The following is a 24,386-nucleotide window of genomic DNA, read 5'->3' as shown; positions in this document are numbered from 1 at the left end:
CTCATCTCGCGCGTATCCCCATGCTCCGCGCAAGCACCCGTCGCGGGCGGGCGCCCACGCGTACCGGCCGAAAGCGGCACGCGCTGCTGAATACCCGCTTTCGCAAGCATGTGCGCGCTGATGGGCGCGGTGAGAAAGAGAAACGCGGGTATCAGCAGCTCATGCAGGCTCGCGAAGTTATTGTGCGCGCTGAAGTAAATCACGGAAGCCAGCACGATCCCGCCCACGCCGAGCGTGGTCGACTTGGTGGGGCCGTGCAGGCGCATGAAGAAGTCGGGCAGGCGCGCGAGCCCGATCGCGCCGATCAGCGTGAACAGGCTGCCGACGAGCAGCAGCAGGCTCACGATCGCTTCGACGGCGGTTTGCATCGGCTGGCCTCCGTTCAGTTGAGTTCGATGATGTCGCCGCGCTGCAGATACTTCGTGAGCGCAACGGTGCCCACGAACCCCATCAGCGCGATCAGCAGTGCGGTTTCGAAGAAAACGGTCGAGCGCAGGCTGATGCCGTACACGACGATCAGCGCGATCGCGTTCACATTGAGCGTGTCGAGCGCGACGATGCGGTCGGGCAGCGAGGGGCCGCGCACGAGGCGCAGCAGCGTGAGCAGGAACGCGATGCCGAGGATCGCGAACGAGATCGGGATCACGATGGCTAGCATGCGAAGATCTCCATCAACGGGGCTTCATAACGGGACTTGATGAGCGCGGCGAGCGCCGCTTCGTCGTCGAGGTCGAGCACGTGGACGATGAGGCGCGTGCGGTCGTCGCTGAGCTCGGCGCATAGCGTGCCCGGGCTCAGCGAAACGATGCTGATGAGCGCGGTGAGCGCGATTTCGTGCGTGCTGTCGAGCGGGACTGCGATGAACGCGGGACGCAGGCGCTTCGTGGGGCCGAGCACCAGCAGCGCGACCTCCACGTTGGCCACGACGATGTCGATCAGCACGTGCGCGAACAGGCGCACGAGCAGCCACGGCCTGCCGAAGCGCACCGGCTGGAGCCACAAGCCTTTGCCCACGCAGAACGAAATCGCGGTGCCGAGCACGGCGCCCAGCAGCAGGTTGCCGGGCGAGACGTCGTTCATGAGCAGCACCCAGCAGACGAGCAGCACGACAGTGAGCCAGGGGTTCGGAAAGAGCCTTTTGAACATCGTCAGCTCCCGTTCGTCTGCGCAGGTGGCGTGGCAGGCGCCGCCATAGGCGCCGCGTCTTGCGCGGGCAGGATCGCGTGCACATAGGCGGCGCGGTCGAACAGCTGCGCGGCGGTGGCGTCGAGATACTGCCGCAGCGGCCCCGCGCCGAGCGTGGCCGCCGTCACGCAGCCCAGCAGCAGCGCGCAGGCCGCGAGCTTGGCCGCGCTGCCCCTGGGGGCGCGCGCGGGAGCGAAGGCGGCGGCGCGCGCTGCGGGCTCGGCCCACAAGAGGCGCGTGCCGGTGCGGCTCAGCGCGACGATCAGCAGCAGGCTCGAGATCAGCACGGCAGGCCACAGGACGGCCGCCTGTTGCGTAGGCGTGGCCGCGAGCACCATGGCCTTGCCGAGGAAGCCGGAGAGCGGCGGCAGGCCCGCCGCGCCCACTGCCGCGGCGAGATAGAGCAGTGCGGCCACGTTCGAGGGCCAGGGGGCATGTTCCTTGCGCGCCATTTGCGGCGCGGGATCGTCATCGGCCGTGGCAGCCGTGGTAGCGGTCGCGGGCGCGAGCGTGGCTTGCGCCGCCGTTGCCGTTGCCACGGCCAGTGTTGCGACCGCTGCGCCGTCCGGTCCGGGCGAGATGGCCGCCGCCGCCGCGTCGTCGAGCGCTTCGAGCGAGGCGGGCTCGGCGCCACTGGCCGGGTTCGCGGCGTGCGCCGTGGTGGTAATAGCGGCGAGCTCGGGCTCCAGCGTATCGGCGAGCAGGAACAGCGCGCCCGTGCAGAGCGTCGTGCTGATGAGGTAGTAGAGCAGCGCACTCCACGCGAGCGGTGTTTGCTGCGTGACGGCCGCGATCAGGAGTCCGACCGAAACGAGTACGAGATAGCCGGTGGTGGTCTTCAGGCTCGACACGGCGAGCGCGCCCAGCGCGCCGAAGGCAATGGTCGCGATGGCGAGCCACCAGGCCCAGTCGTGCATGAAGGTGTCGAGCACGCCGCCAGGGCTGCCGCCGCGGAACACCAGCGCGTCGCAGCGCAGCATCGCGTAGATGCCTACCTTGGTCATGATCGCGAAGAGCGCCGCCACCGGGCCGATGGCGCTGCGGTACGCCTGGGGCAGCCAGAACGACATCGGAAACACGGCGGCCTTCAGGCCGAACACCAGCATGAGCGTCGCGCCCGCGAACTGCGCGAGCGGCAGCGAGCCGGCGTTCAGATGCGCGAGGCGCTCGCCCATGTCGGCCATGTTCAGCGTGCCGGTAATGCCATACAGCACGCCCAGCGCGATCAGGAAGAACGACGAGCCCACCAGGTTCATGATCAGGTAGTGCAGCCCGTTGCGCACGCGCCGCGTGCCGCCGCCGTGCAGCAGCAGCGCATACGAGGCGATCAGCAGCAGCTCGAAGAACACGAACAGGTTGAACATGTCGCCCGCGAGGAAGGCACCGTTCAGGCCCATCAGCTCGAACTGGACCAGCGCGCGGAAGTAGCGCCCGCGCCGCGCATCGGCGCTCGACGTGCCCAGCAGGCAGCAGCACGCGAGCACGGCGGTCAGGAGCAGCATGAGCGCGGAGAGCCGGTCGAGCTGCAGCACGATGCCGAATGGCGCGGGCCACGAGCCTGGCGCATAGCTCGCGATGCCGCCTTGTGCCGCGCGCGCGGCCAGCACGCACGCGACGGGCAGCAACGCGAGCGTCGCGAGCGCATTGAGCGCGCGCCGCACGCGCTTGGCGCGCAACGGCAGCGCAACGATGGCGCCCGCCGCGAAGAGCGGGATCAGGATGGGGAGCAGAAGGGCATGATTCATGCGCCGCGCGTCTCCCCGCCGTTGGGCTTGCCGTTGAGTTGGCCGTCGACCTGATCGTCCACGTGATCGGTGCCGGTGAGCGCGAGCGAGCGCAGCGCCAGCACCACGGTAAAGGCCGTCATCGCGAAGCCGATCACGATGGCCGTGAGCACGAGCGCCTGCGGCACCGGATCGGCATATTGGGCGCCGCCCGCGATCACGGGCGGCTTGCCGGTGGCGAGCCGCCCCATGCCGAGCAGGAACAGGTTGATCGCATACGAGAACAGCGTGATGCCGAGGATCACGGGCAGCACGCGCGCGCACAGCAACAGGTAGATGCCGCACGCGCAGAGCACGCCGATTGCGGCGGCGAAGGCGGCTTCCATCAGCTTTTCTCCACGGATTGCATGTCCTTGTCGCGCACGCCCAGGTGCGAAACGATCGTGAGCGTCGTGCCCACCACGGCGCCCAGCACGCCGAGATCGAACAGCATGGCCGTGCTCAGCTCGATTTCGCCGATCAGCGGCAGATGCAGGTGTCCGAACGCGCTCGTGAGGAACGCATGGCCGAAGGCGAGACTGCCCAGACCCGTTGCGGCCGCAACAAGTATGCCGAGCCCCGCGAGCGTGCGGTAGTTGATGCGAATGCGCGACTCGGTCCACAGCACGCCGCTCGCCACGTACTGGAGCAGTAGCGCGATCGAGAGAATGAGCGAGGCGATGAAGCCGCCGCCAGGCAGATTGTGGCCGCGCAGGAACACGAACACGGCCACGAGCGCGGTGAGCGGCAGCATCAGGCGCGCGAGGATCGCGAGCAGCAGCGGGTGCGATTGCGACGACCACGGCAGGCCGCCCGGCCCGGTATCGGGCGCCTTCAGGCGCAGGCCGCGCAGCAGCGCCTTCACGGCGAGGCCGGCGACCACGAGCACGCTGACCTCGACCATGGTGTCGAAGCCGCGGAAGTCCACGAGGATCACGTTGACGACGTTGTGGCCGCCGCTGCCGGGCAGGGCGTTGGCGAGGAAGTACGGCGCGATGCCCTGGGCGGGCGGGCGCGTCATGACCTGGTACGCCACGCTGCCGATCAGCGCGCCGCCCGCGAGCGCGAGCGCGCCGTTGCGCATGCGCGTGGGAATCGGCTCGATGTCGGGCTGCAGGGTGGGCAGGAAGTAGATGGCCAGCACGAGCAGGAGCACCGTCACCACTTCCACGGACACCTGTGTGAGCGCGAGATCGGGTGCGGAAAAGCGCGCGAAGGCGAGCGTCACCAGCAGGCCGCAGGTGCTCAGCATCACGAGTGCATAGAGCGTGTGCGCACGCACCAGCACGACGCCCGCGGCGAGCAGCGCCATCAGCACGAGGCCGCACAGCGTGAGCGGGTCGATGGGCAGACGCACGAAGTCGCCGCCCCAGGCGCCGAGCGCGACGAACGCGGTGCCCGGCACGACGATCATCGCCGCGATCATCCACGCGAGATAGTCGGGCAGCGAGCGCGTCTCGAACACGCGCACCACCACGGCCGCGCCTTTTTCGAGCCGCTGCACGAGACGGTCGAATCCTTCGCTCGCGTTCATGTCGGAAAGTACCGAGCGGTGATGGCGGAAGGCGTCGCGGCGCAGGAAGAACAGCAGCGCGCCCGCCGCGAACGACACCACGCTCATGACGAGCGGCGTGTTGATGCCGTGCCACAGACTCAGGCTGTACTCGGGCAGCTTGCCGCCGAGCGTGAACCACGCAGCCGATTCGAGCAGCCTGCCAATCGTGTACTGCGGAAACAGGCCGATCAGCAAACAGAGCACCACGAGGATCTCGACCGGCAGCTTCATGAAGCGCGGCGGCTCGTGCGGCGGGTAGTGCGGCAGGTCGCGCGGCGCGGGGCCATCGAAGAACACGCCCCAGACGAAGCGCAGCGAGTACGCCACGGACAGCGCGGCGGCCACGATCGCGATCACGGGCACGGCCCAGTTCAGCGGCCCGAACATGCCCTGCGCGAGCGTCTCACCGAAGAACATTTCCTTCGAGAGAAAGCCATTCAGGAGCGGCACGCCCGCCATCGCGAGCGAGGCCACGCCCGCGAGCACGGCCGTGTGCGGCATGTATTTCGCGAGCCCGCGCAGGCGGCCGAGGTCGCGCGTGCCGGTTTCATGGTCGATGATGCCCGCGGCCATGAAGAGCGAGGCCTTGAACACCGCGTGGTTGACCGTGTGAAAGAGCGCCGCCACGGTGGAGAGTTGCGTGTCGAGGCCGAACAGCAGCACGATCAGGCCGAGGTGGCTGATGGTCGAGTAGGCGAGCAGGCCCTTGATGTCACGCTGGAACAACGCCATCGCGGCGCCGCCCACGAGCGTGACGAGGCCGGCGAGCGTGGCCGAATAGGCCCACCAGTCGGTGCCCTCGAAGACCGGGTAGAGGCGGGCGAGCAGGAAGATGCCGGCCTTCACCATCGTCGCCGAATGCAGGTACGCGGAGACCGGCGTGGGCGCCGACATCGCATGCGGCAACCAGAACTGGAACGGGAACTGCGCCGACTTGGTGAACGCCGCGAACAGCGTCAGCAGCAAGATGGCCGGAAAGAGCGGGTCGTGCTGGATCTTGCCGGTTTGCGCGAGCACGTCGTTCAGCTCGAAGCTGCCGCAGACGTGGCCGAGCAGGAGCACCGCCGCGAGCAGGGCGAGGCCGCCCGCGCCCGTGATGGTCAGCGCCATGCGCGCGCCGCGCCGCGCATCGGGCCGCGAAGGCCAGAAGCCGATCAGCAGGAACGAGACGAGGCTAGTGAGCTCCCAGAAGATCACGAGCAGCAGCAGGTTGTTCGAGAGCACGACGCCGAGCATCGCGCCCATGAAAAGCAGGAGCAGCAGATAGAGGCGCGGGAGCGTGTCGCTGCCGGCCAGGTAATAGCGCGCGTAGATGAAGACGAGCAGGCCGATCGCGAGCACGAGCAGCGCGAACATGAACGAGAGGCCATCGAGGCGCAGCGAGAGCGCGAGTCCGATCTCGGGCACCCACTCGCGGCGCCACTGCAGGACGCCATACGTGGGCATACCCACGCGTTCGCTTAAAACGAGGCCGAGGCCGAACAGCGCCGTGCCGAACGCGATCCATGTGGAGAGCGCGCGGGCGTGCCGGGCCGCGAGCGCAACGAGCGCCGCGGCCACGAACGGAAGTACGACGAGCCACCCCAATGCCATTCGATGCTCTCCGGGAATCCCACTGTGTTCTTGTGCGAAGGTGCGCTCCCGCCGGCCGGAGCGTGCAGGCGCGTCGGGCGCCGCTGCGTCGGGCGCCGCCGGGCGGCCCGCAGATCACGATCATAGCTGGAAACGGGGCCGGAGTTCATGTATCTGGCATGAACGTGCAGGCATCCCGCGCCAAAGCGGCCGGGCAGGGGCGCGCTTTGGCACATAGGCGCGCGCGGGGGGATCGGTCCGGCTGAAAGCGGTGCGCGAGCTTGCGCACCGCATCCTGCGCGGCGTCAGGCCATCTGGCTCAGCGTCTTGCGAAAGCGCGCAAGCGAGAAGGCGAACAGCACGCCGCCGATCACGGCGAGCCACAGGAAAGGCTGCCAGACGACCGCGAGTCCCGCGCCGCAAAACAGAATCGCCTGGCCGAGCTCGACGAAGTGCGTGGTGGGCGCGGCGAGCATGATGTCCTGCACGAACTGGGGCATGCTTTCGCGCGGTGTGCTGCCGCCCGAGAGCATTTGCAGCGGCAACAGCACGAGCACCAGCAGCATGCCGAACTGCGGCATGCTGCGCGCGAGCGTGGCCATGAAGATGCCCATCGAGGTCGTGGCGAACAGGTGCAGCGCCGCGCCCGCGAGAAAGAGCGCCACCGACCCTTCCACGGGCACGTGCAGCGCGCCGCGCACGACGAAGGTGAGCGAGAGCGCCGCCGCCACCAGCACCACGAGCCCCATCGACCAGACCTTCGCGAGCATGATCTCGGTGGGCGTCACGGGCATCACGAGCAGGTGCTCGATGGTGCCGTGCTCGCGCTCGCGTATCAGCGCCGCGCCCGTGAGGATGATCGAGAGCATCGTGACGTTGTTGATGATCTCCATGAGCGAGCCGAACCACGCCTGGGTGAGGTTCGGATTGAAGCGCATGCGCACCGCGAGATCGATGGGCAGCTCGGTGGGCGCGCGATAGCGGTTCGCGAACTCGGTCACTTCGTCGTTGATCATCTGCTGGATGTAGCTGCTGCCGGTGAACGCCTGGCTCATGCGCGTGGCGTCCACGTTCAGCTGCACCTCGGCGGCGCGGTTGGCGAGCACGTCGCGCTGCAGGTTCGGCGGGATGTTGAGCACGAAGGTGTAGTCGCCCGCGTCCATGCCCCTGTCGGCCTCTGCGGGCGTGACCGGCTTCGGCACGAGAAAGTGCGGCGGAAAGAACGCCTGGATGATGCGCTGCGAGAGCGGCGAGACGTCGTTGTCGATCACGGCGACGGGCGCCATGTGCAGCGACTCGGGCCGCGAGGTCGCGGACGAGTAGATCATCGCCGTGAACGAGAACACGATGAGAAGGAGCAGCATGGGGTCGCGCGCGAGACTCCAGAGCTCCTTCACGCCGAGGCGGTAGATGTTGGCGAGGTGTCGGCGCATATCAGGTCTCCTGCTTTTTGAGCAGCGCGACGGTGAGCCCCAGCACGATGGGCGTGGCGAGCGCGAGCGGCCAGAACGACGCGTACAGGTCGCCGAAATGCAGCGCCTTGTTGAACACGCCGCGGCTGATCGTGAGCATGTAGCTGGCCGGATAGAGCTGGCCGATGACGCGGCCCGCGCCTTCGAGCGACGAGACTGGATTGAGCAGCCCGGCGAACTGCACGGAGGGAATCATCGTGCCGATCATCGTGAAGAACAGCGCCGCGATCTGGCTCTTCGTGAAGGTGGAGGCGAGCAGGCCGATCGCGGTCGCGCACAGGCAATAGAGCACGGCCGCGCCGAGCAGAGTCGGGAAGCTGCCCTTGATCGGCACACCGAACAGGGTGACGGCGAGCAGCGTCATCAACAGGAAGTTGAGCATGGCGAGCAGCACATAGGGCGCCTGCTTGCCGAGCAGGAATTCGAGCCGCGTCACCGGCGTGACGTACAGATTGATGATGGAGCCGAGCTCCTTCTCGCGCACCACGGCGAGCGCGGTGAGCATGGCCGGCATCATGAGCAGCAGCACGGGGATCACGGCGGGCACCATCGCGGGCAGGCTGCGCACGTCGGGGTTGTAGCGAAAGCGCGTTTCGACCGAGACGGCGGAGTGGGCATTGGCGCCCAGGCGCTGCTTCGCCTGCTGCAGGAGCCAGCCCTGGTGCATGCCCTGCACGTAGCCGCGCACGGTTTCCGCGCGCTGCGGCATTGCGCCGTCGATCCACACGCCGATCTGCACGGGCTTGCCGCGCGCCACGTCGCGCGCGAAGCCTGGCGGGATCTCGATGGCGAGCGCGAGCTCGCCGCTGCGCATGCGCTGGTCCATTTCGGCGTAGCTCGCGAGCGGCGGTTGTTCGATGAAGTAGCGCGAGCCCGCGAGGTTCAGCTCGTAGTTGTGCGAGAGCGAGGTCTGGTCGTGATCGAGCACGGCAAAGCGCAAGTCCTCCACGTCCATGCTGATGCCGAAGCCCATCACGAAGAGCAGCAGCAGCGACCCCGCGAGCGCGAGGGTGGCGCGCACCGGGTCGCGCCGCAGCTCCAGCGCCTCGCGCCACATGTAGCTGAAGGCGCGCTGGAAGCTGAAGCCGCGATGCTGGGCCGGATGCGTGTCCGCTTGCGGATTCTCCGCGAGCGCCGCAAGCTCGCCCGTGGAGCTGGCTTCGGTGCCCGCGCCCGCGTCGACGAGCCAGGCAATAAACGCGGCTTCGAGCGTTGCCGCGCCGCGTTTTTCGGTGATCGCGGCGGGCGTGTCGCTCACGAGCACGCGGCCCGCGTGCATGAGCGAGATGCGGTCGCAGCGGCCCGCTTCGTTCATGAAGTGCGTGGAGATGAAGATCGTCACCTGGTCTTCGCGCGCGAGCGCGATGAGCAGGCGCCAGAAATTGTCGCGTGCCACCGGGTCGACGCCCGAGGTGGGCTCGTCGAGTATCAGCAGCTCGGGCTTGTGCACCATCGCCACCGCGAGCGAGAGACGCTGGCGCACGCCCAGCGGCAGGCTGTCGGGCAGCGAGTCGAGCGCTTCGGCCAGATCGAAGCGCTCGACCATTTCGTCCACGCGCGCGGGAATTTCGTCTTCGCTCACGTGAAAGAGCCGCGCGTGCAGCACGAGGTTCTGGCGCACCGTGAGTTCGCCGTAGAGCGAAAAAGCCTGTGACATGTAGCCCACGCGCCGGCGCGTGTCGAGATCGCGCGGGTCCACCTCGTGTCCGAATAGCCAGGCGTTGCCCTCGCTCGCGGGCAGCAGGCCCGTGAGCATCTTCATGGTGGTGGACTTGCCGCAGCCATTCGAGCCGAGAAAGCCGAAGATCTCGCCGCGCCGGATGCGAAAGCTCACGTGGTCGACCGCGACGAAGTCGCCGAAGCGCATCGTCAGGTCCTTCGCCTCGATGGCGATCTCGGCGTTTTCGTCGGCTTGCAAGGGCACGATTGCCACGGGCTGATGGCCGCGCTTCTTTGCTTCGGGCAGCAGCGCGATAAAGGCTTCTTCGAGCGATGCCGTATGCGTGCGTTCGAGCAGCTCGGCGGGCGTGCCGGTGGCGAGTATCGCGCCGTCGTCCATCGCGATGAGCCAGTCGAAGCGCTGCGCCTCGTCCATATAGGCGGTCGCGACGATCACGCTCATCGAAGGCCGTTCCTTGCGGATGCCGTTGATGAGGTCCCAGAACTGCGCGCGCGCGAGCGGGTCGACGCCCGTGGTGGGCTCGTCGAGGATCAGCAGATCGGGGTCGTGGATCAGCGCGCAGCACAGGCCGAGCTTCTGCTTCATGCCGCCCGAGAGCTTGCCCGCGGGGCGCGCGAGAAACGGATCGAGACCGGTGCTGCGCGTGAGCGAGTCGATGCGGCGGCGCCGCTCGGCTTCGTCGTGGCCGAACAGGCGCCCGAAGAACTGCAGGTTCTCTTCGACGGAGAGCGTGGGGTAGAGGTTCTTGCCGAGCCCTTGCGGCATGTAGGCGATGCGGGGGCACACGTCGTCGCGGTGCTTCTTGCTCGACATGTCGCCGCCGAGCACCCATACCGTGCCCTCCTGCACCGCGCGCGAGCCCGCCACGAGCGCGAGCAGGCTCGACTTGCCCACGCCGTCGGGGCCGATCAGGCCCACCATCAAGCCGGCGGGGATGTCCTGCGTGAGCGCGCGCAGCGCAACGGTCTTGCCGTAGCGCAGGCTGACTTGTTCGATACGGACAGCGGCTTCAGTCATCAGGGCACCTTGACCTGAAGGTTGGCCGGCCATTCCTCATTGGCGTCGAGCTTCACCCAGGCCACGCCGGGCAGGCCCGTCTTCACGTACTTCAGGTGCTTTTGCAGCAGCTCGCGGTCGATCTGCGCCTTCACGCGGAACATGAGCTTCTGGCGCTCGCTTTGCGTTTCCACGGTCTTCGGCGTGAACTGCGCCGTGGCCGAGACGAATGTGACCTTCGCGGGAATCACCCATTGCGGCGCGGCGTCGAGCACGATGTGCACGTCCTGGCCGAGCGCCACGCGTCCGGCGGCCTGCTCGGGCAGAAAGAACGTCATGTAGACATCCGAAAGATCGACCATGTTGAGCACTTTGCCGCCTGCACCGAGCACTTCGCCCGGCTGCGCGACGCGGTACTGCACGCGGCCCGCGCGGGGCGCCTTAAGATCGCTGTCCTGAATGTCGGCCTGGATGCGCTCAATGGTGGCCTGGGCCGCCGCCACCGCCGACTCCGCGCCGGTTTGCTGCGCGCGCGCCGCCGTGACGGCCGCCGCCGCCGCCGTGACCTGGGCCTTCGCGGCGGCCACGGCAGCCTGGGCGCTCTTCGCGCGTGCGCGGTCGTCGTCGAGTTCCTGCATTGAAGACGCGCCTTCCTTCGAGAGCGTCTCCGAGCGCGCGAGCCGGCGCCGCGCGGCATCGAGCTCGCTTTCGCGCTGCGCCACGCCGGCTTCGGCGGCGCGCTGGTCGCTCTCGCGCAAGGCGATCTGCGCCTTCGCGCTGGCCTCGGCGTTCACGGCCTGCTGATGCTGGGCGGCGGCTTCGTTGCGTTGGGCCTGCAATGTATCGATCTGCATGTGCGCGAGCGTTTGCCCTGCGCTCACGAAGTCGCCTTCCTGCACGAGCACGTCCTGCACGCGGCCCGCGAGCTTGGTCGCGATATCGATCTCGGTGGCCTCGATGCGGCCGTTGCCGCTCACGAAGCCGGCGCCCGGGCCGCGATCCGCGTAGTAGCGCCAGCCGAAATAGCCGCCCGCCGCAATGGCGATCACGAGGACGGCGGGAATCCATTTACGGGCTGAAATCTGCATGACGGGAACCTCGGATCAGGGTTTTTTGGGGGCGGCGGCGGGCGCCGGAGCACCTGCGCCGTTCGGTGCGGGCGCTGCCGTTGCCGCTGTTTGTGTCTGCGTCTGTGTCTGTGCGCTCGTGGCGAAGCCGCCGCCGCCCAGCGCCGCGTAGAGCGAGACGCGGCTCGAGAGCAGCGCGCGGCGCGTCTCCACGAGCTGCTGCTGCACGACGAGCAAGTCGCGCTGCGCATCGAGCACTTCGAGGAACGGCGAGGCGCCGTGGTCGTAGCGCAATTGCGCGAGGCGCGCGCGCTCCGCCTGGGCGTCCACGGTCGCGCGCAGCGTGTCGACCTGCTCGGCGAGCCATTGGCGGGCCGCAAGCGCGTCGGCCACATCGCGGAACGCCGACTGCACCGCCTTCTCGTACGAGGTCACGGCCTGATCGCGTTGCGCCTTCGCGGCTTCGAGATTCGACTCGCGGCGGCCCATGTCGAAGATCGGCAGCGAAATGCCCGGGCCGAAGCTCCAGGCGCGGCCCGGACCCGTGAACAGATCGGAGAGCTGCGTGCTCGCGGTGCCGAACGAGCCCGTGAGCGTGATCTTCGGGAAGAATTCCGCGCGCGCCGCGCCGATGTTCGCGTTGGCCGCGCGCAATTGATATTCGGCGGCGACGATATCGGGCCGGTTCGTGAGCAGGTCGGAGGGCAGGCCGGCGGGCAGGTCGCGCATCACGGCGGCATCGTCGAGACGCACGTCTTCGTGCGGCAGGTCGATCGGCTTGCCGACGAGCAACTGCAGCGCATTCAAGCGCGTGGCGCGCTCCTGCTGAAGCTGCGCGCCGAGCGCGACGGCCTGGCGCCACAATGTTTCGACCTGCTTAAGATCGAGCCTCGAGATCGCGCCCACCTCGTAGCGGCGCTTGAAGATGCGGTACGACTGCTCGCGGCTCGCGATGGTTGCCTGCGCAAGCATGATGCGCTCGTCGAGCTCGCGCAGGCTCAGGTAGCTGTTCGCGACCTGCTCGACGAGGGTGAGCGTGACGGCCTGGCGCGCGGCGTCGGTGGCGAGATAGTTTTGCAGCGCCGCTTCCTTGAGATTGGCGACGCGGCCCCAGAAGTCGAGCTCCCACGTGGCGAGGCCGACGCCGGCCTGGTACTGGCTCCCTGTCACCGGGCGGCCCACGCCGGAGAGGCCGGCGGGCACGCGCGAGCGCGCGAGGTCCGCTTCCACGCCGAGCGTCGGGAACTGGTCGGCGCGGCGGATGCCGTACATCGCGCGCGCTTCCTCGACGCGCTGAATCGCGAGTTGCAGATCGCGGTTGTATTCGAGCGCTTCGGCAATCAGGCCTTGCAGCGTGGGATCGGAGAAGTAGTCTTTCCAGCCGATGGCGGTGGCGCTCAGTGCGCTCGCGCCATGGGGCGCTTCGGTCTCGGGGAAGGTCGTGGGCACGGGCAGCGGCGGCTGCTCGTAGTTCGGCGCGAGCGAGACGCAGCCGGCCAGCATCGCAGCGAGCATTGCGAGCGGTAGATACCGGGCCGCGGCGCGCGCGCCTGGCGCGTTGTTCTGGCCATGGGCGGTGAGGCGGCGGGTCATCGATGTTTTCTCCTCTCGCGCGTGCTGCGGGTGTTCGTGCTCGAACGGCGGCGAAGCCTCCTGCTCGAGCGGGTTGGGGGGGCGCGCACATAACGCTCTCGATCGCGGCCGCGCGCAATGCGCGGGACTTGTGGCCGGTCCCTCGGGCCATGTGCGGACTTCGTTTGCGAGCGCGATCCACGCCGGCCAACATCGCCGCGTGGCACCGGGGGACCTGCGAGGTCAGGTGTGCGGCCCTACGATATGTGTGATGCCGCGTGGCGCGACAAGTGCCGTGGGGTGCGACGCAGTGCCGCCCGGCGTAGCGAAGATATGGAGCGTTTGATGTACGTCGTGGCGCGCCGCAAGGAGCTCTGGCGGGGTAGTGCGGCGAGGTGTCGCGCGCGGGTCGCCTGGTGGGGTGTCAATGCGTTGCGTGCGCCTCGCGGGCAGGCGATTCGATCGTGGCGTGGTCGTCATCTCGTAGCGCTTGTGGCGGACGATGGCGAACCGCGGTATGCGGAGCGCATCGCGGTCGGGCCGCGCTTGGAGTACACGGGCCCGATCCGGCTACGATCCTGGCATAAGGGAAAAAGGCGTGACGGCCAGGTGTGCGGCGCGCAAGCCAAATAGCCCGTGTCACGCGTGCGGCACGCATCGCGCAAGCGGTGGGGCTAGCGCGTGCGGCCGGCTAATGCGTGGCCAATGCGTGCAGAGAAGGTCTACAGCGAAGGCGTGCAAGGCACGCGATGGGAGACGTCCGCCAAAGCGGACATTTCGCTGCAACGACGATGGAGCAGCGACGCGTTACATCGGCCAGACGAAGGCTTCGTGCGCGTGCGAGGTCTTGCCGATATCCACGGCGCGATGGACCGTCTTGCCGTCGTGGCTCGCCGTCACGACGTAGTGGCCGTTGGGCAGCGTGAGGAGCATGAACGGGCCGTTGGTGCGAGTGGAGAGGAGCGACTGGCCGTGCGCGTCGGCGATCTTCACGGGCACGTCGGCGAGGTACTCGTTGCCGTTCGCCGACTGGCGCGCGAATTCGAGCGAGAGCGGGTAGCGCGTCATCGCGGCCTTGAACGCCGCCGACTGGTCGCTGCCGATGCCGCCGGACAGGTAGGAGATGCCGCCCGCGTGCTGCGCCGGCGGCAGGACGCCTGCGGCGGCCTGCGCTGCCATGGTGCCCGGGCCGCTGTTGGTCGCGGCGAAAGCGGCGGGTGCGCCGAGCGCAAGCGCGAGCGCGGCGGCAAGCGAGAGGGCCGCGCCCATCCACGGAGTTGAGCGTGCTTTCATTTTTACCTCCAATGGTTCAGATACTCCGGCGCGTGGTGTGCGCCGGACGAATCCAGAGTAGGCAGCGCGGCTTAAAAGTCCCTTAAAACGCGGGGAAAACGTGCGTGTCGTGCCGCTCGCGGTATGGGCGGCGACGAGCAGCGTGTCCGATCGTATCGCCGAACCGACCGGTTCACGTTCACGCGGCGATGCCTCGCTCACGGCGATCGCTTTGGCTCATGAGAATTGCCAGGATTTGTCATTTTCTTTGCGCGAGTTTTTTGTGCTGACCGTGCGCGATTGGCACGCGCTCTTCGCTACTACGTCATCTTCTCTCGATAAATCGAAGGCCTTCGATTTGTCGATATTCAATATAGATTCGTGAAATATCAGGCAGTGTTTTTTATTGATCATCTATTGCAAAACCATGGATTTTTTTGCTCATGGTTGTGAATGCAACATATCTCATCTCATTGAACCAGGCCCGACAGGGACGCGTGCATGAATGCAATAGCGAATTGAAGCGCCAGGCCACGACCGGAGGAATCAGCGGCTACGGCGTGGCATGGAAGAGCCGCCGCGCGCTGTGCGAACTGACGCAAGACAAACCTGCAAAAAGTTGGCTCTGACTCATCCGGGTATCTGTGTAACCTGTGCGCGAATTCAGTATTCGCGGGTACGCCGATCCATGCTCCGTCCGGCTTTTCCGCGCCGGGCGTAATACTCGGCTTTCAGGTGACGGGGCAGCTTTGAACATTCAATCCGGTGAACCGGATACAGGGAGTTATGCAATGCAGAAGTCCATTAGCAGTAGAAATTTTCTTGCCGTTGTGCTGATCGCCGCCGCGCTTTGCGCATGTGGCGGCGGTGACGGGAGTACGCCCAGCGCGACGGCGTCACCTGCGGCAACGCCGTCTTCGACCACGCCGCCTGCACCCGAGTCCTCTTCGACACCCACCTCACAGGCATCCGCTCAGGTCGCGTGCAGACCGGACGGTAACTTTACCTATTCCGGGTCGGCCTCTCAGGTAGCGGCCAGCAATGGCACGCTGGCGGTCGTGGTGGTGCCTAGCTTGCCGGCGGACGCTCAGAAGAACCGGAATTTCACGGCGTTTGCCGCGCCCGCTTCGAGTCAGGTGCAACAGGCGAGTGGCGCCTTTACGACGCTGGCGTCATCGGACGCGGCAACGGACTGCCTTGGACTGGACCACGGCATGGTCTCGGAGATACAGGGTCTCGGTAGCGACGTGGCGATCGGGCGCTGGAACGCGGCGATGGATACGGATGGCAATACCTACAGCAACTGGCAGGGCCTTCACTACGCTGTCGGTACACCTCTGGTGCTGTCCGCAACAAGTGGAACGCTGGCCTGTACCCAGGTGATCTCGGACACGGTCACCAATGACCTCAGCGGCGCGAGCGGTACGCTTGACACCGCTTCGGCCACCCTCGATCTCGGTGCCCGCACGCTCGACAATCTGAACATGCAGATCAATCTGGAGAACGCCAACTATACGCTGACCAATACGCAGGCACCGTTGAACGGCGTCTCGACTAGCGGGCAACAGTCGATCCAGTCTGTCGTCGTCGGGCATGACGCGACGCAGCCGCTCATTGCGCTCGGTTACACGGTTACCTTGCCGAATTCGCGGGTCATCGGCGGCGTCGCGGTGTTGTCGTGCAAATAACACTGCGCCTGAACTAGCCGGAGCGGGCGTGCTGCGATGCCTGGCGCAGCCGTCCGGGCCTGCGCGCGTGGGCGCCGAGGGTGTCGATCGAAGCGGCGCTCATGCGGCCTCCCCGCCGGTGCGGCGCCACACGAACGAAGCGAGCTGCTCGACGGCGAGCGGCGCGCCCTCGCGTGCGGTGGCATGACCGATATGGAGCGGCACCCGCCGTCGGCGGAAACGAGCCGGTTGCAGCCCGTAGCGCCCAAAGGCTGATAAAGTCGCCGGGAGAGGACGGGCGTTGCCGGCCGGGAAGGATCAAGGAGGCCGGGCGGCGCCCGCAAGAACACGATTAGAAGGAGGCCAGGCCATGAACCCGCCCGTCGCACGTATCGAATCCCTGAGCGCCATCACGCTCACCGTGAGCGACATTGCGCGTTCGGTGCGCTTTTACGAAGTGCTCGGCTTCATGCACAAATCCAGCACCGCGATTGCCGGGTTCGCGTCGTTCGTGCTGGGCGACGGCGCCGGGGCCGCCGCATGCTATCTGAATCTGCTCGAAGGGCCACATGGCAAGGTGGACGGGTGGGGGCGCGCGATCTTCTACGTCTCGGACGTGGACGCCTTTTACGCACAGGCGCTGGCCGCGGGCCTCACGCCCGCCTTCGCGCCGCAGGACGCGCCGTGGGGCGAGCGCTATTTTCATCTCGTCGATCCGGACGGCCACGAGCTGAGCTTCGCGAAGCCGCTGGCCTGAGCCGCGGACGAGCCCAAGGGGGCGCGCCGCCCGGCAGGCCGGCTGCCGCGGTGGTCGCCGATGCATTTGAAATATGAATGACACCCGTAGCACCGATAGTGACGCGTGGCCGTGTCCGTCCGCGCTCGATGCTCCCGAAGCGCGCCCGGCGCGGGTTGCCATTCATCGCAAGAGGAGAAGTCGCCATGAACGAACTGGATCGTGCCGGGCAAGCCGGGCGCGAAGCGAGCACTGAAGCGGGCATTGAAGCGGGCATTGAAGCGGGCATTGGAGGCGGCATGGAATCGGGTCCGGAAGCCGGCGAGCACGCCGAGCGGTATCGCCGCCGGCGTCTCGACGAAGAGCTCATCGACGCTTACGACGAAGAGCTCGAAATGGAAGTCGACGACCGCCTCCAGGAAGCCGGTTTTGAGATCAGCGACGAGGCGCGCGCGCTGCGCCGCGTCTATTTCCGCGAGCTGATCCGGCTGCAGGGCGAGCTCGTCAAGATGCAGGACTGGATCGTGAGCACGGGCCACCGGCTGGTCGTGATCTTCGAAGGCCGCGACGCGGCGGGCAAGGGCGGCGTCATCAAGCGCATCACGCAGCGCCTGAACCCGCGCATGTGCCGCGTGGCGGCGCTGCCCGCGCCGAACAACCGCGAGCGCACGCAGTGGTATTTCCAGCGCTATGTGCAGCATCTGCCCGCGGGCGGCGAAATGGTGCTGTTCGACCGGAGCTGGTACAACCGCGCGGGCGTCGAGCGCGTGATGAACTTCTGCACCGACGAGGAGTACGAGGAATTCTTCCGCTCGGTGCCCGAGTTCGAAAAGATGCTCGTGAGGAGCGGCATCCAGATCGTCAAGTACTGGTTCTCGATTACGGACGACGAGCAGGAAATGCGCTTCCAGAGCCGTATAGAAGATCCGCTCAAGCAATGGAAGCTCTCGCCGATGGACCTCGAAAGCCGCCGCCGCTGGGAGCACTACACGCATGTGAAGGAAGTCATGCTGCAGCGCTCGCATATTCCCGAGGCGCCGTGGTGGGTCGTGCAGGGCGTCGACAAGAAGCGCGCGCGCCTGAACTGCATCAACCATCTGCTGAGCCAGGTGCCGTATCACGAGATCGAGCATGCGAGCGTGACGCTGCCCGCGCGCGTGCATCATCCCGATTACATCCGCCAGCCGGTGCCCGCGAACATGATCGTGCCCGAAGTCTATTGACGCTGGCCGCACCGCGCAGCAATGCGCGCGTGCAGACGCAAAAGCCGCGCCCCATGACGGGGGACGCGGCTTTTTTTTTGCTCGTCTGCACCGGTTCCGGCGCGGCGCTTCAGAACACGTGCCGGAACACCCAGTACAGGGCGCCTGCCAGCGCGATCGAGACGGGCAAGGTGAGCACCCAGGCGAGCACGAGGCTGCGCACCGTGCTCCATTGGAGGCCCGAGCCGTTCGCGGCCATCGTGCCCGCCACGCCCGAGGACAGCACGTGCGTGGTCGAGACCGGCAGGCCGTAGACGTCAGCCGCGCCGATGGTCGCCATCGCCACGACTTCCGCGCACGCGCCCTGGCCGTAGGTCAGGTGCTGCTTGCCGATGCGCTCGCCCACCGTCACCACGATGCGCTTCCAGCCCACCATCGTGCCGAGGCCCAGCGCGATCGCCACGGCCACTTTCACCCAGGTCGGGATGAACTTCGTCGCGTGGTCGATCTGGCCGCGGAAGTTGTGAATCGCGCGGTCATCGGCTTCGGAGAACGCGGGCTGCTTCGCCTTCTCCATCAGGCGGATGGCCTCGGAGACGAGGTACATGTTGTTGCGCACGTTATCCACCACCGATTGCGGCACCGCCGCCATCGAGCCATAGCCCTCCACCTGCTGGCCCACCTGCATCGAAAGCGCGGCCAGCGCAGGCACCGTTTGAGGCGTCAGCGTGCGCGTGTCGACGTAGCGCTCGACTTCCGCGCGCACGGCATTCGGGCCGCCCGCGGGCGCGGCCACGCCGTTGCTGTACTGGTCGAGCGTGCGCGCGGCCTGCTGCGAGACCGCGACGAAGGTTTGCGACTCGCTCGCCGTCACGGCCCTGTTGAGCGCATAGGCGGTGGGCACGGTGCCGATCAGGATCAGCATGATGAGGCCCATGCCTTTCTGGCCGTCGTTGGAGCCGTGCGCGAACGAGACGCCCGTGCAGGTCAGGATCAGGAGCGCGCGGATCCAGAACGGCGGCGGCTCGTTGCCCTTGGGCTCGGTGTAGAGCGCGGGCACGCGCACGAGCGCCTTGAGCACGACGAGAAGCAGGGCGGACAGGAGAAAGCCGACGATCGGCGAAAACAGGAGCGACTTGCCCACGCCGACGGCCTGGCTCCAGTCCACGCCGCTCGTGCCGTTCGGGCCATGCATCAACTGGTTCATCAGGCCCACGCCGATGATCGAGCCGATCAGCGTATGCGAGCTCGACGAAGGCAGGCCGAAGTACCAGGTGCCGAGATTCCAGATGATCGCCGCGATCAAGAGTGCGAAGACCATCGCGAAGCCCGCGCTGCTGCCCACCTGCAGGATCAGCTCGACGGGCAGCAGTTGCAGGATGCCGAACGCCACCGCGCCGGTGGAGGTGAGCACGCCGAGGAAGTTCCAGGCGCCGGACCACATCACGGCGAGGTTGGGCGTGAGCGAGTGCGTGTAGATGACCGTTGCCACCGCATTCGCGGTATCGTGGAAACCGTTCACGAACTCGAAGCACAGCGCGATGATGAGCGCGATGCCGAGCAGGAGCCACGGCAGTGCGGAGCTCTGGCGCACGGGCGACAGATCGTCGGCGAGATGCATGCCCACGTAGACGGCGCCGGCGGCAATGATGAGCAGGAAGACGAGCATGCTCGCATTGCGTCCGCGTGTGGACGCGGTGCCCGGCTGGGGTGACAGGGAAAGATCCGGCATGGCGAGCGGGTTCCTCAAACTAGGCGCACGGAAATCGCGCGGTGGGGCGGAGCCGGAAGTGGCGGTCAAAGCAACGCTTCCGATCATGCAAAGCGCCTATGACGTTTTGATGACGCTTTTGTGCATGCCGTGCCGTGCCGCGGGGGCCGCTGCGGGACGGCCCCCGCGCGGGTCAATTGTCGGAGGATTGCGTACGTGTCTGAGCGCGTTCACAAACCTGTGCGGGAACCGTCCACCGGGCCTTCCCGGCGGCGTGTGTTTGCCCCCCATCTGCGGCTGCGCGTGCGTCACTGGATCCTCGTGCGCGGCAAGGACGCCACCCGCCTGATCGGCCGCAATCCGTTTTTCGCGGGGCTGGCGGGCACGCTCATCGCCACGTTGATGGCGGCCCTCACCTATACGGCGCTCTATGCGGGCCGCGCCGAAGAGCTGCGCCACGCGGTCGAGAATTCGGAGAACATCGTGCGTCTCGTGAGCAGCGACATCGCGCGCAACGTCGAGCTCTACGACCTCTCGCTGCGCGCCGCGGTGAGCGCCGCGCAGCAGCCCGAGACGTGGGCGCTGCCCCAGGCGCTGCGCCAGCGCGTGCTGTTCGACCGTGCGACGGCGGCCTCGTTTCTGGGCGGCGCATACGTGCTGGACGCGCAGGGGCGCCTGAAGGCCTCGCAGAGCGGCATCGACGAGCCCGGCGTTTCGTTCGCCGACCGCGATTATTTCCTCGCGCAGCAGCGCAATCCGGATGCCGGCCTTTTCATCTCGAAGCCCTATCAGTCGCGCCTGCGTCACGGCGTGCTCTCGATCGCGCTCACACGGCGCATCGACATGCCCGATGGCGCGTTCGCGGGCGTCGCGCTGGTGGCCGTGCGGCTCGACTATTTTCAGCAGCTCGTCGATCGGGTCGACATCGGGCGCCGCGGCGGCGTCTTCATCATCATGCAGGACGGCACGCTGCTTGCGAGCAAGCCGCCCATGCCGCTCGGCGTGGGCGCCGATTACTCGAACTGGCGCAACTACAAGATCATCTCGCGGCGCGACGCGGGGACCTTCACGGCGCACGCGGAAGCGGACGGGGTGGAGCGCGTCTATACCTACGCGCACGTGGCCAACACGCCCATCATCGTGGGCGCGGCGCCCGCCGTCGGCGATATCCTCGCGGCCTGGCGGCGCCGCGCCTGGTTCGCGCTCGTCATGACGACGCTCTTCGGCGGCGCGTGGGTGGGGGTGTCCTGGGTGCTGGCGTTCGCACTGCGCGACAAGATCATCGCCGAAGGCGAATTGCAGCGTCTCGCGGTGACCGACCCGCTCACGGGCCTCGCGAACCGCCGCGCGCTGGATCAGCGGCTCGTGGCCGAATGGCACCGGGCGTCGCGCGAGCAGACGCCACTTTCGGTGCTGTTCTTCGACGTCGATCACTTCAAGCTGTTCAACGACACCTACGGCCACGCCGCGGGCGACGAAGTGCTGATGCTCGTGGCCGAGCGCATCGCCTCAGGCACGCGGCGCACCTCGGACATGGCGGCGCGCTACGGCGGCGAGGAGTTCGCGGTGTTGCTGCCGGGCACCGCGCTGCAGGGCGCGCGCAAGGTCGCGGACAAGATCCGGCGGCGCATCGAGACCTCCAATCTCGCGCATAGCGGTTCGCGCTACGGCCGTGTCACGGTGAGCGTGGGCTGCGCGAGCTGCGAGCCGCCGGTGGGCGATAGCGGCGCGAAGCTGCTCGCCGCCGCCGACGCCCTGCTTTACGAAGCCAAGGCAGCGGGCCGCAATCAGGTGCAGGCGAAGCAATGGACCGGCGAGGCCGCGTAGCGCCACGCGGCGGGAAGGCAACACAGCGGAGCGGCAGGAAGCGGCCGCGTGCAGTCTGCCTGCTGGCCTGAACCCACGCGCGCGCGGCGGTTCACGGCGCCCGTGGGGCGTCGTGAAGCCGTGAGGGCACACGGGAAGCGCTGAAAGCCGCGCGGCAGCCGGGGGTGGCTTGGGGCGCCGGCGCTTTCAGCGCGCTGACTTCGACAGGCGATGGCCGAGGCCGAGATTCGAGACGATTTGCCAGGTATAGACGCGCGAATAGTGCACGCCGAACTGGCGGCCGATCAGCTCGCGCACGCGGCTGTTGGTCCACGCATCGCTCGGGAACCCATGGTCGCGGGCGGAGCCGTGCAGCGCGCTCGCGATCCAGCCCAGTGCGGCCTTGTCGAGCACCGAAGGCCGGCCGCCCACGCTCATCTGCTGCAGCGCGTCGAGGCCGCCGCCCTCGACGATCGACTTGTAGCGACGCACCGTCTGGGCGGAGAGGTGCAGGGAGTCGGCCACGGCATGAACCGTTGCACCCTCGACTAACATCTGGCCGGCCGCCATCCTGCGCGCGACGCTCGGCAAATTCTCGGTTCTGGTAAGCATGTGATCACTCGTCAACGAAAGATTCCGGTCATGCGGCTCGCGGATGCGCCGCTCCTGTCAACCCTTTCAGTGCATGCGGGTCTTCTCGCTTGCCACGGCCCCGCATGGCATACGCTTGATGCCGGGCCGTCGCGGACGGCGAAACAACGCGCCCACACGGGGCGCGTGCGGACTGCTTTTGACATTCCGCAGCGGATATTAATAATTGTTTTTGTAGGGAATGTGTATAGCTTGCGGAAAAATAGTCTGCTTGACTTACGGATTATCCTGGACTATCGGCAAAAAAAACCTATCCAAATCGCTTAACAATGCCCGTGAATGTTGCCCATTCAGACCATGATGCATGGCCTGCAGCGCCCACGGAATGTTTGCAATCTTTGTTTTTTTTGCCCGGCATTGGGGCACCTGGCGAGAGCGAATCGGTAATTTTGGGCAGAATGCCTTTTCCGAATTTGCATGAATCGTTTTGATAATTCGATTCTATTCGGATTGAATGGGCTTGCGGGTTTTGCCTCACCGCGCGTCTTGATGCGAACCCGCTCGTGGCCCACTTGGCGAACCGATTGACGATCAGCTCGAAAATTGACAGGCATGAACCAGGAACTCGACGAAAAGGTTGGGCGTCTGCTGCGACGCGCGGCGAGCCGACGCGGCCTCGTACCCTATGCCGCATTCCATGCGCTGTTCGCGCAGGGCGTGCCGCTGCAGGCGCGCTACGAAAAACTCGAAGCCGCCGCGGCGGCGCTGTGCGAGCCGCGCGTGGCCGACTACGCATCGTTGCTCGCGACCGCATCGGGCCTGCCGGGCCCCGACTTCTATCTGCGCTTTCGGCGCCTGCACGCGGAGCGCTACTACGCGACGCTCGGCGCCGACCGGCATCGCATGCTCAAGCTTGTGGAGAAGCGCCAGCTCGCGAGCGAAGAGCGTGAGCGCGTGTACGACCACTATCGCAGTGTCGTCGAGGTTCCGGCGCTTGCGTAAGGGGAAGGTGCTGCGGCGTATCCGGCAGTGGGGCGCATGCGGGTCGAATACGAGCATCCGGGAGGATCAGGCCCGCGTACCGCAATGGCTCAAGTCATTCAATCGTGCTGACGATGTGGATGCAACAGGCGTGCGCGCAGGGGCAGTGGGGAGCGCGCTCGCGCGCGCAGTGAGGCGGCGCGCGATGCGCTTGCGCGCTTTAGTCGACGCGATTGCGATCGCGTACGAGGATCGAGACGTACACCACGGTGCAGACGAGGATCACGGCGACACCCCTGATCACCTTGGCGTGGTCGAATTCCACGAGCCCGGTCACGGCGATGGCGATGCCGGTAGCCGAGCCGAGCGTGCCAAGCGCGGCAACGAAGATGCGCAGTTTGCTCCAGACGCGATGGCGTCGTTCGGGGCCTGCGCCTTCCCTTAATCGATCGAAAATCATGATGGCTTTCCCCGTTGATGGCGGGCCGCATTGCGTTGCGTAATGACTTCATCGGGAAGCGCCGGGATTTACCAGAACTCGCGGCGCAATGCGGTTCGCGTTCAGACTCGAATTGATTATAGCGATCGGGGGATTCCGCGCTTTCAGCGCGTGCGCGCCATGCTTCGCGGCGCAAGTTTCTCGCAGTTTCGCGCGCGTTTAAGTTTGCCTTAATTTTGTATCGCCATGATGGGTGCGTCGGGTCGATTCGATAGTCGATTCGCGGTTGTTCTTCACGTCCCCTGTTAACCGCCGTTGCCATACGGCGGTTTTTTTTTGCGTATTGGCGCGGCCAGGCAGATGGCTGCGCGATGGACGCAGCGAGCGGCGCCTGCCGCTTCATTCGTGCTCGGGAAAGCCTGCGCGTCCTTGCGTGAGATCGCGCAGCGTGTCGCGCGCGGCATCGAGGGCGGTGACGGGAAGCTGGATCGTCAGCCGCACGGTCATCGTGTAGCGGCTGTCGGCCAGCGTGTGCCGTTCCTGCTCGATCCAGTGCCGCACGCGCGTTTCGTCGGCGTAGCTGACCTCCACGGTCAGGCGTGCCTGGGCGATGCGCTCGACGCGCGGCGCGTCCTGCAGCGCGCTCGCGATGGCATCGGTATAGGCGCGCACGAGCCCGCCCGCGCCGAGCTTCACGCCCCCGTAATAGCGCACCACTGCGGCCAGCACGCCGTCGAGGTCGTGATGCCGCAGCACTTCGAGGATGGGGCGGCCCGCCGTGCCGGAAGGCTCGCCGTCGTCGGACATGCCGGACTGGCCGCCCGCGAGCAACGCCCAGCAGACGTGCGTGGCGGTGGGGTGTGCGTCGCGCAGGCGGCGCAGCTCGGCCATGGCGGCTTCGCGGTCCTCGACCGGAATCGCGAGGCCGATGAAGCGGCTCTTGCGGATCTCGAGCTCCGCGCTGACGGTTGAGGCAAGGGTGTAAGTGGGCAAAGCGGGCAGTGCGGCGTGGGCAAAAGCGTGATGTTAGCGCCATGTTAGCGGATACGGGCGGCAATCCTGGCCACCACGCGGGCCGCCTGGCTGCGTGTGCTTGCGCATGCCCCGTCGCCGCGCAC

At 66.9% G+C, this 24,386-nt stretch carries 21 protein-coding genes and 2 pseudogenes; 7 read left to right on the top strand and 16 right to left on the bottom strand.

From position 1 onward, the window contains the following. Positions 1-47: 47 nt before the first annotated feature. The 11 genes and pseudogenes from BO1_RS53840 to BO1_RS33685 form a co-directional block, all read right to left on the bottom strand. A pseudogene (locus BO1_RS53840) lies at positions 48-368 on the bottom strand (Na+/H+ antiporter subunit G); the annotation flags it as partial. A 14-nt stretch (positions 369-382) separates the two neighbouring features. After that, positions 383-658, bottom strand: coding sequence for a K+/H+ antiporter subunit F (locus tag BO1_RS33730; protein ID WP_028221335.1), 276 nt, complete (start codon positions 656-658; stop codon positions 383-385). Further along, positions 652-1,146, bottom strand: a complete 495-nt coding sequence (locus BO1_RS33725) for a Na+/H+ antiporter subunit E (protein ID WP_028221334.1) — start codon at positions 1,144-1,146, stop codon at positions 652-654. Before BO1_RS33725 ends, BO1_RS33730 begins: the two co-directional genes overlap by 7 nt. Before the next feature lie 2 nt (positions 1,147-1,148). Further along, positions 1,149-2,930, bottom strand: a complete 1,782-nt coding sequence (locus BO1_RS33720; protein WP_028221333.1) for a monovalent cation/H+ antiporter subunit D — start codon at positions 2,928-2,930, stop codon at positions 1,149-1,151. Next, entirely contained in the window at positions 2,927-3,295 is a 369-nt protein-coding gene (locus BO1_RS53835; protein ID WP_043287665.1) for a Na+/H+ antiporter subunit C, read from the bottom strand. Before BO1_RS53835 ends, BO1_RS33720 begins: the two co-directional genes overlap by 4 nt. Next, positions 3,295-6,096, bottom strand: coding sequence for a monovalent cation/H+ antiporter subunit A (locus tag BO1_RS33710; protein WP_028221332.1), 2,802 nt, complete (start codon positions 6,094-6,096; stop codon positions 3,295-3,297). The genes BO1_RS53835 and BO1_RS33710 overlap by 1 nt, the downstream gene beginning before the upstream one ends. 284 nt (positions 6,097-6,380) lie before the next feature. Beyond that, positions 6,381-7,508 carry an ABC transporter permease gene (locus BO1_RS33705; RefSeq protein WP_028221331.1) on the bottom strand — a complete coding sequence of 376 codons (1,128 nt, stop codon included), beginning with the start codon at positions 7,506-7,508 and terminating at the stop codon, positions 6,381-6,383. A gap of 1 nt (position 7,509) precedes the next feature. Beyond that, on the bottom strand, positions 7,510-10,245 hold the full coding sequence (rbbA, locus tag BO1_RS33700; RefSeq protein ID WP_028221330.1) for a ribosome-associated ATPase/putative transporter RbbA: 2,736 nt from the start codon (positions 10,243-10,245) through the stop codon (positions 7,510-7,512). Continuing rightward, positions 10,245-11,312, bottom strand: coding sequence for an HlyD family secretion protein (locus BO1_RS33695; protein ID WP_028221329.1), 1,068 nt, complete (start codon positions 11,310-11,312; stop codon positions 10,245-10,247). Before BO1_RS33695 ends, rbbA begins: the two co-directional genes overlap by 1 nt. 15 nt (positions 11,313-11,327) lie before the next feature. Beyond that, complete coding sequence (locus BO1_RS33690) at positions 11,328-12,884, bottom strand: efflux transporter outer membrane subunit (protein WP_028221328.1); 1,557 nt, start codon at positions 12,882-12,884, stop codon at positions 11,328-11,330. A 786-nt stretch (positions 12,885-13,670) separates the two neighbouring features. Then, on the bottom strand, positions 13,671-14,156 hold the full coding sequence (locus BO1_RS33685) for a carboxypeptidase regulatory-like domain-containing protein (protein WP_245643971.1): 486 nt from the start codon (positions 14,154-14,156) through the stop codon (positions 13,671-13,673). Between the two features lie 142 nt (positions 14,157-14,298). Between BO1_RS33685 and BO1_RS53830 the strand changes: the two genes are divergently transcribed. The 3 genes from BO1_RS53830 (at position 14,299) to BO1_RS33675 (ending at position 15,823) form a co-directional block, all read left to right on the top strand. Next, positions 14,299-14,520, top strand: a complete 222-nt coding sequence (locus BO1_RS53830) for a hypothetical protein (protein WP_156992532.1) — start codon at positions 14,299-14,301, stop codon at positions 14,518-14,520. Positions 14,521-14,578: 58 nt separating this feature from the next. Next, positions 14,579-14,764, top strand: coding sequence for a hypothetical protein (locus tag BO1_RS33680; protein WP_028221326.1), 186 nt, complete (start codon positions 14,579-14,581; stop codon positions 14,762-14,764). A 162-nt stretch (positions 14,765-14,926) separates the two neighbouring features. Continuing rightward, positions 14,927-15,823, top strand: a complete 897-nt coding sequence (locus tag BO1_RS33675) for a hypothetical protein (protein ID WP_043287661.1) — start codon at positions 14,927-14,929, stop codon at positions 15,821-15,823. A gap of 99 nt (positions 15,824-15,922) precedes the next feature. Here the strand turns inward: BO1_RS33675 and BO1_RS61460 are convergent. Beyond that, a pseudogene (locus tag BO1_RS61460) lies at positions 15,923-16,065 on the bottom strand ((Fe-S)-binding protein); the annotation flags it as partial. 107 nt (positions 16,066-16,172) lie between these two features. Between BO1_RS61460 and BO1_RS33665 the strand changes: the two are divergent. Both BO1_RS33665 and ppk2 read left to right on the top strand, forming a co-directional pair. After that, a complete protein-coding gene (locus BO1_RS33665) occupies positions 16,173-16,559 on the top strand; it encodes a VOC family protein (RefSeq protein WP_028221324.1) in 387 nt (128 codons plus the stop codon). A 278-nt stretch (positions 16,560-16,837) separates the two neighbouring features. Continuing rightward, positions 16,838-17,761: a polyphosphate kinase 2 gene (gene ppk2, locus BO1_RS33660; protein ID WP_043287675.1), complete on the top strand. Its 924-nt coding sequence runs from the start codon at positions 16,838-16,840 to the stop codon at positions 17,759-17,761. A 109-nt stretch (positions 17,762-17,870) separates the two neighbouring features. Here ppk2 and BO1_RS33655 read toward each other — a convergent pair whose 3' ends face one another. Further along, the gene (locus tag BO1_RS33655) at positions 17,871-19,472 is read right to left on the bottom strand and encodes an inorganic phosphate transporter (RefSeq protein WP_028221322.1); all 1,602 of its coding nucleotides are present in this window, start codon (positions 19,470-19,472) and stop codon (positions 17,871-17,873) included. Positions 19,473-19,667: 195 nt separating this feature from the next. Between BO1_RS33655 and BO1_RS33650 the strand changes: the two genes are divergently transcribed. Continuing rightward, a complete protein-coding gene (locus tag BO1_RS33650) occupies positions 19,668-21,278 on the top strand; it encodes a sensor domain-containing diguanylate cyclase (RefSeq protein WP_245643970.1) in 1,611 nt (536 codons plus the stop codon). Between the two features lie 186 nt (positions 21,279-21,464). On the opposite strand, the gene BO1_RS33645 is transcribed toward BO1_RS33650, so the two are convergent. Further along, a complete protein-coding gene (locus BO1_RS33645; protein WP_028221320.1) occupies positions 21,465-21,869 on the bottom strand; it encodes a helix-turn-helix domain-containing protein in 405 nt (134 codons plus the stop codon). Between the two features lie 591 nt (positions 21,870-22,460). On the opposite strand from BO1_RS33645, the gene BO1_RS33640 reads away from it, so the two are divergent. Next, on the top strand, positions 22,461-22,850 hold the full coding sequence (locus BO1_RS33640; protein ID WP_043287658.1) for a hypothetical protein: 390 nt from the start codon (positions 22,461-22,463) through the stop codon (positions 22,848-22,850). A gap of 199 nt (positions 22,851-23,049) precedes the next feature. Here the strand turns inward: BO1_RS33640 and BO1_RS33635 are convergent, their stop codons facing one another. Both BO1_RS33635 and BO1_RS33630 read right to left on the bottom strand, forming a co-directional pair. After that, positions 23,050-23,289, bottom strand: a complete 240-nt coding sequence (locus tag BO1_RS33635) for a hypothetical protein (protein WP_043287656.1) — start codon at positions 23,287-23,289, stop codon at positions 23,050-23,052. A gap of 378 nt (positions 23,290-23,667) precedes the next feature. After that, positions 23,668-24,261, bottom strand: coding sequence for an IMPACT family protein (locus tag BO1_RS33630; protein ID WP_028221317.1), 594 nt, complete (start codon positions 24,259-24,261; stop codon positions 23,668-23,670). Between the last annotated feature and the right edge of the window lie 125 nt (positions 24,262-24,386).

Origin of the sequence: Paraburkholderia oxyphila NBRC 105797, from assembly GCF_000685075.1 — a bacterium.
GTDB lineage: Bacteria > Pseudomonadota > Gammaproteobacteria > Burkholderiales > Burkholderiaceae > Paraburkholderia > Paraburkholderia oxyphila.
Note: the sequence above shows the minus strand (reverse complement) of the source record. Positions and strands in the feature narration are given on the sequence as shown.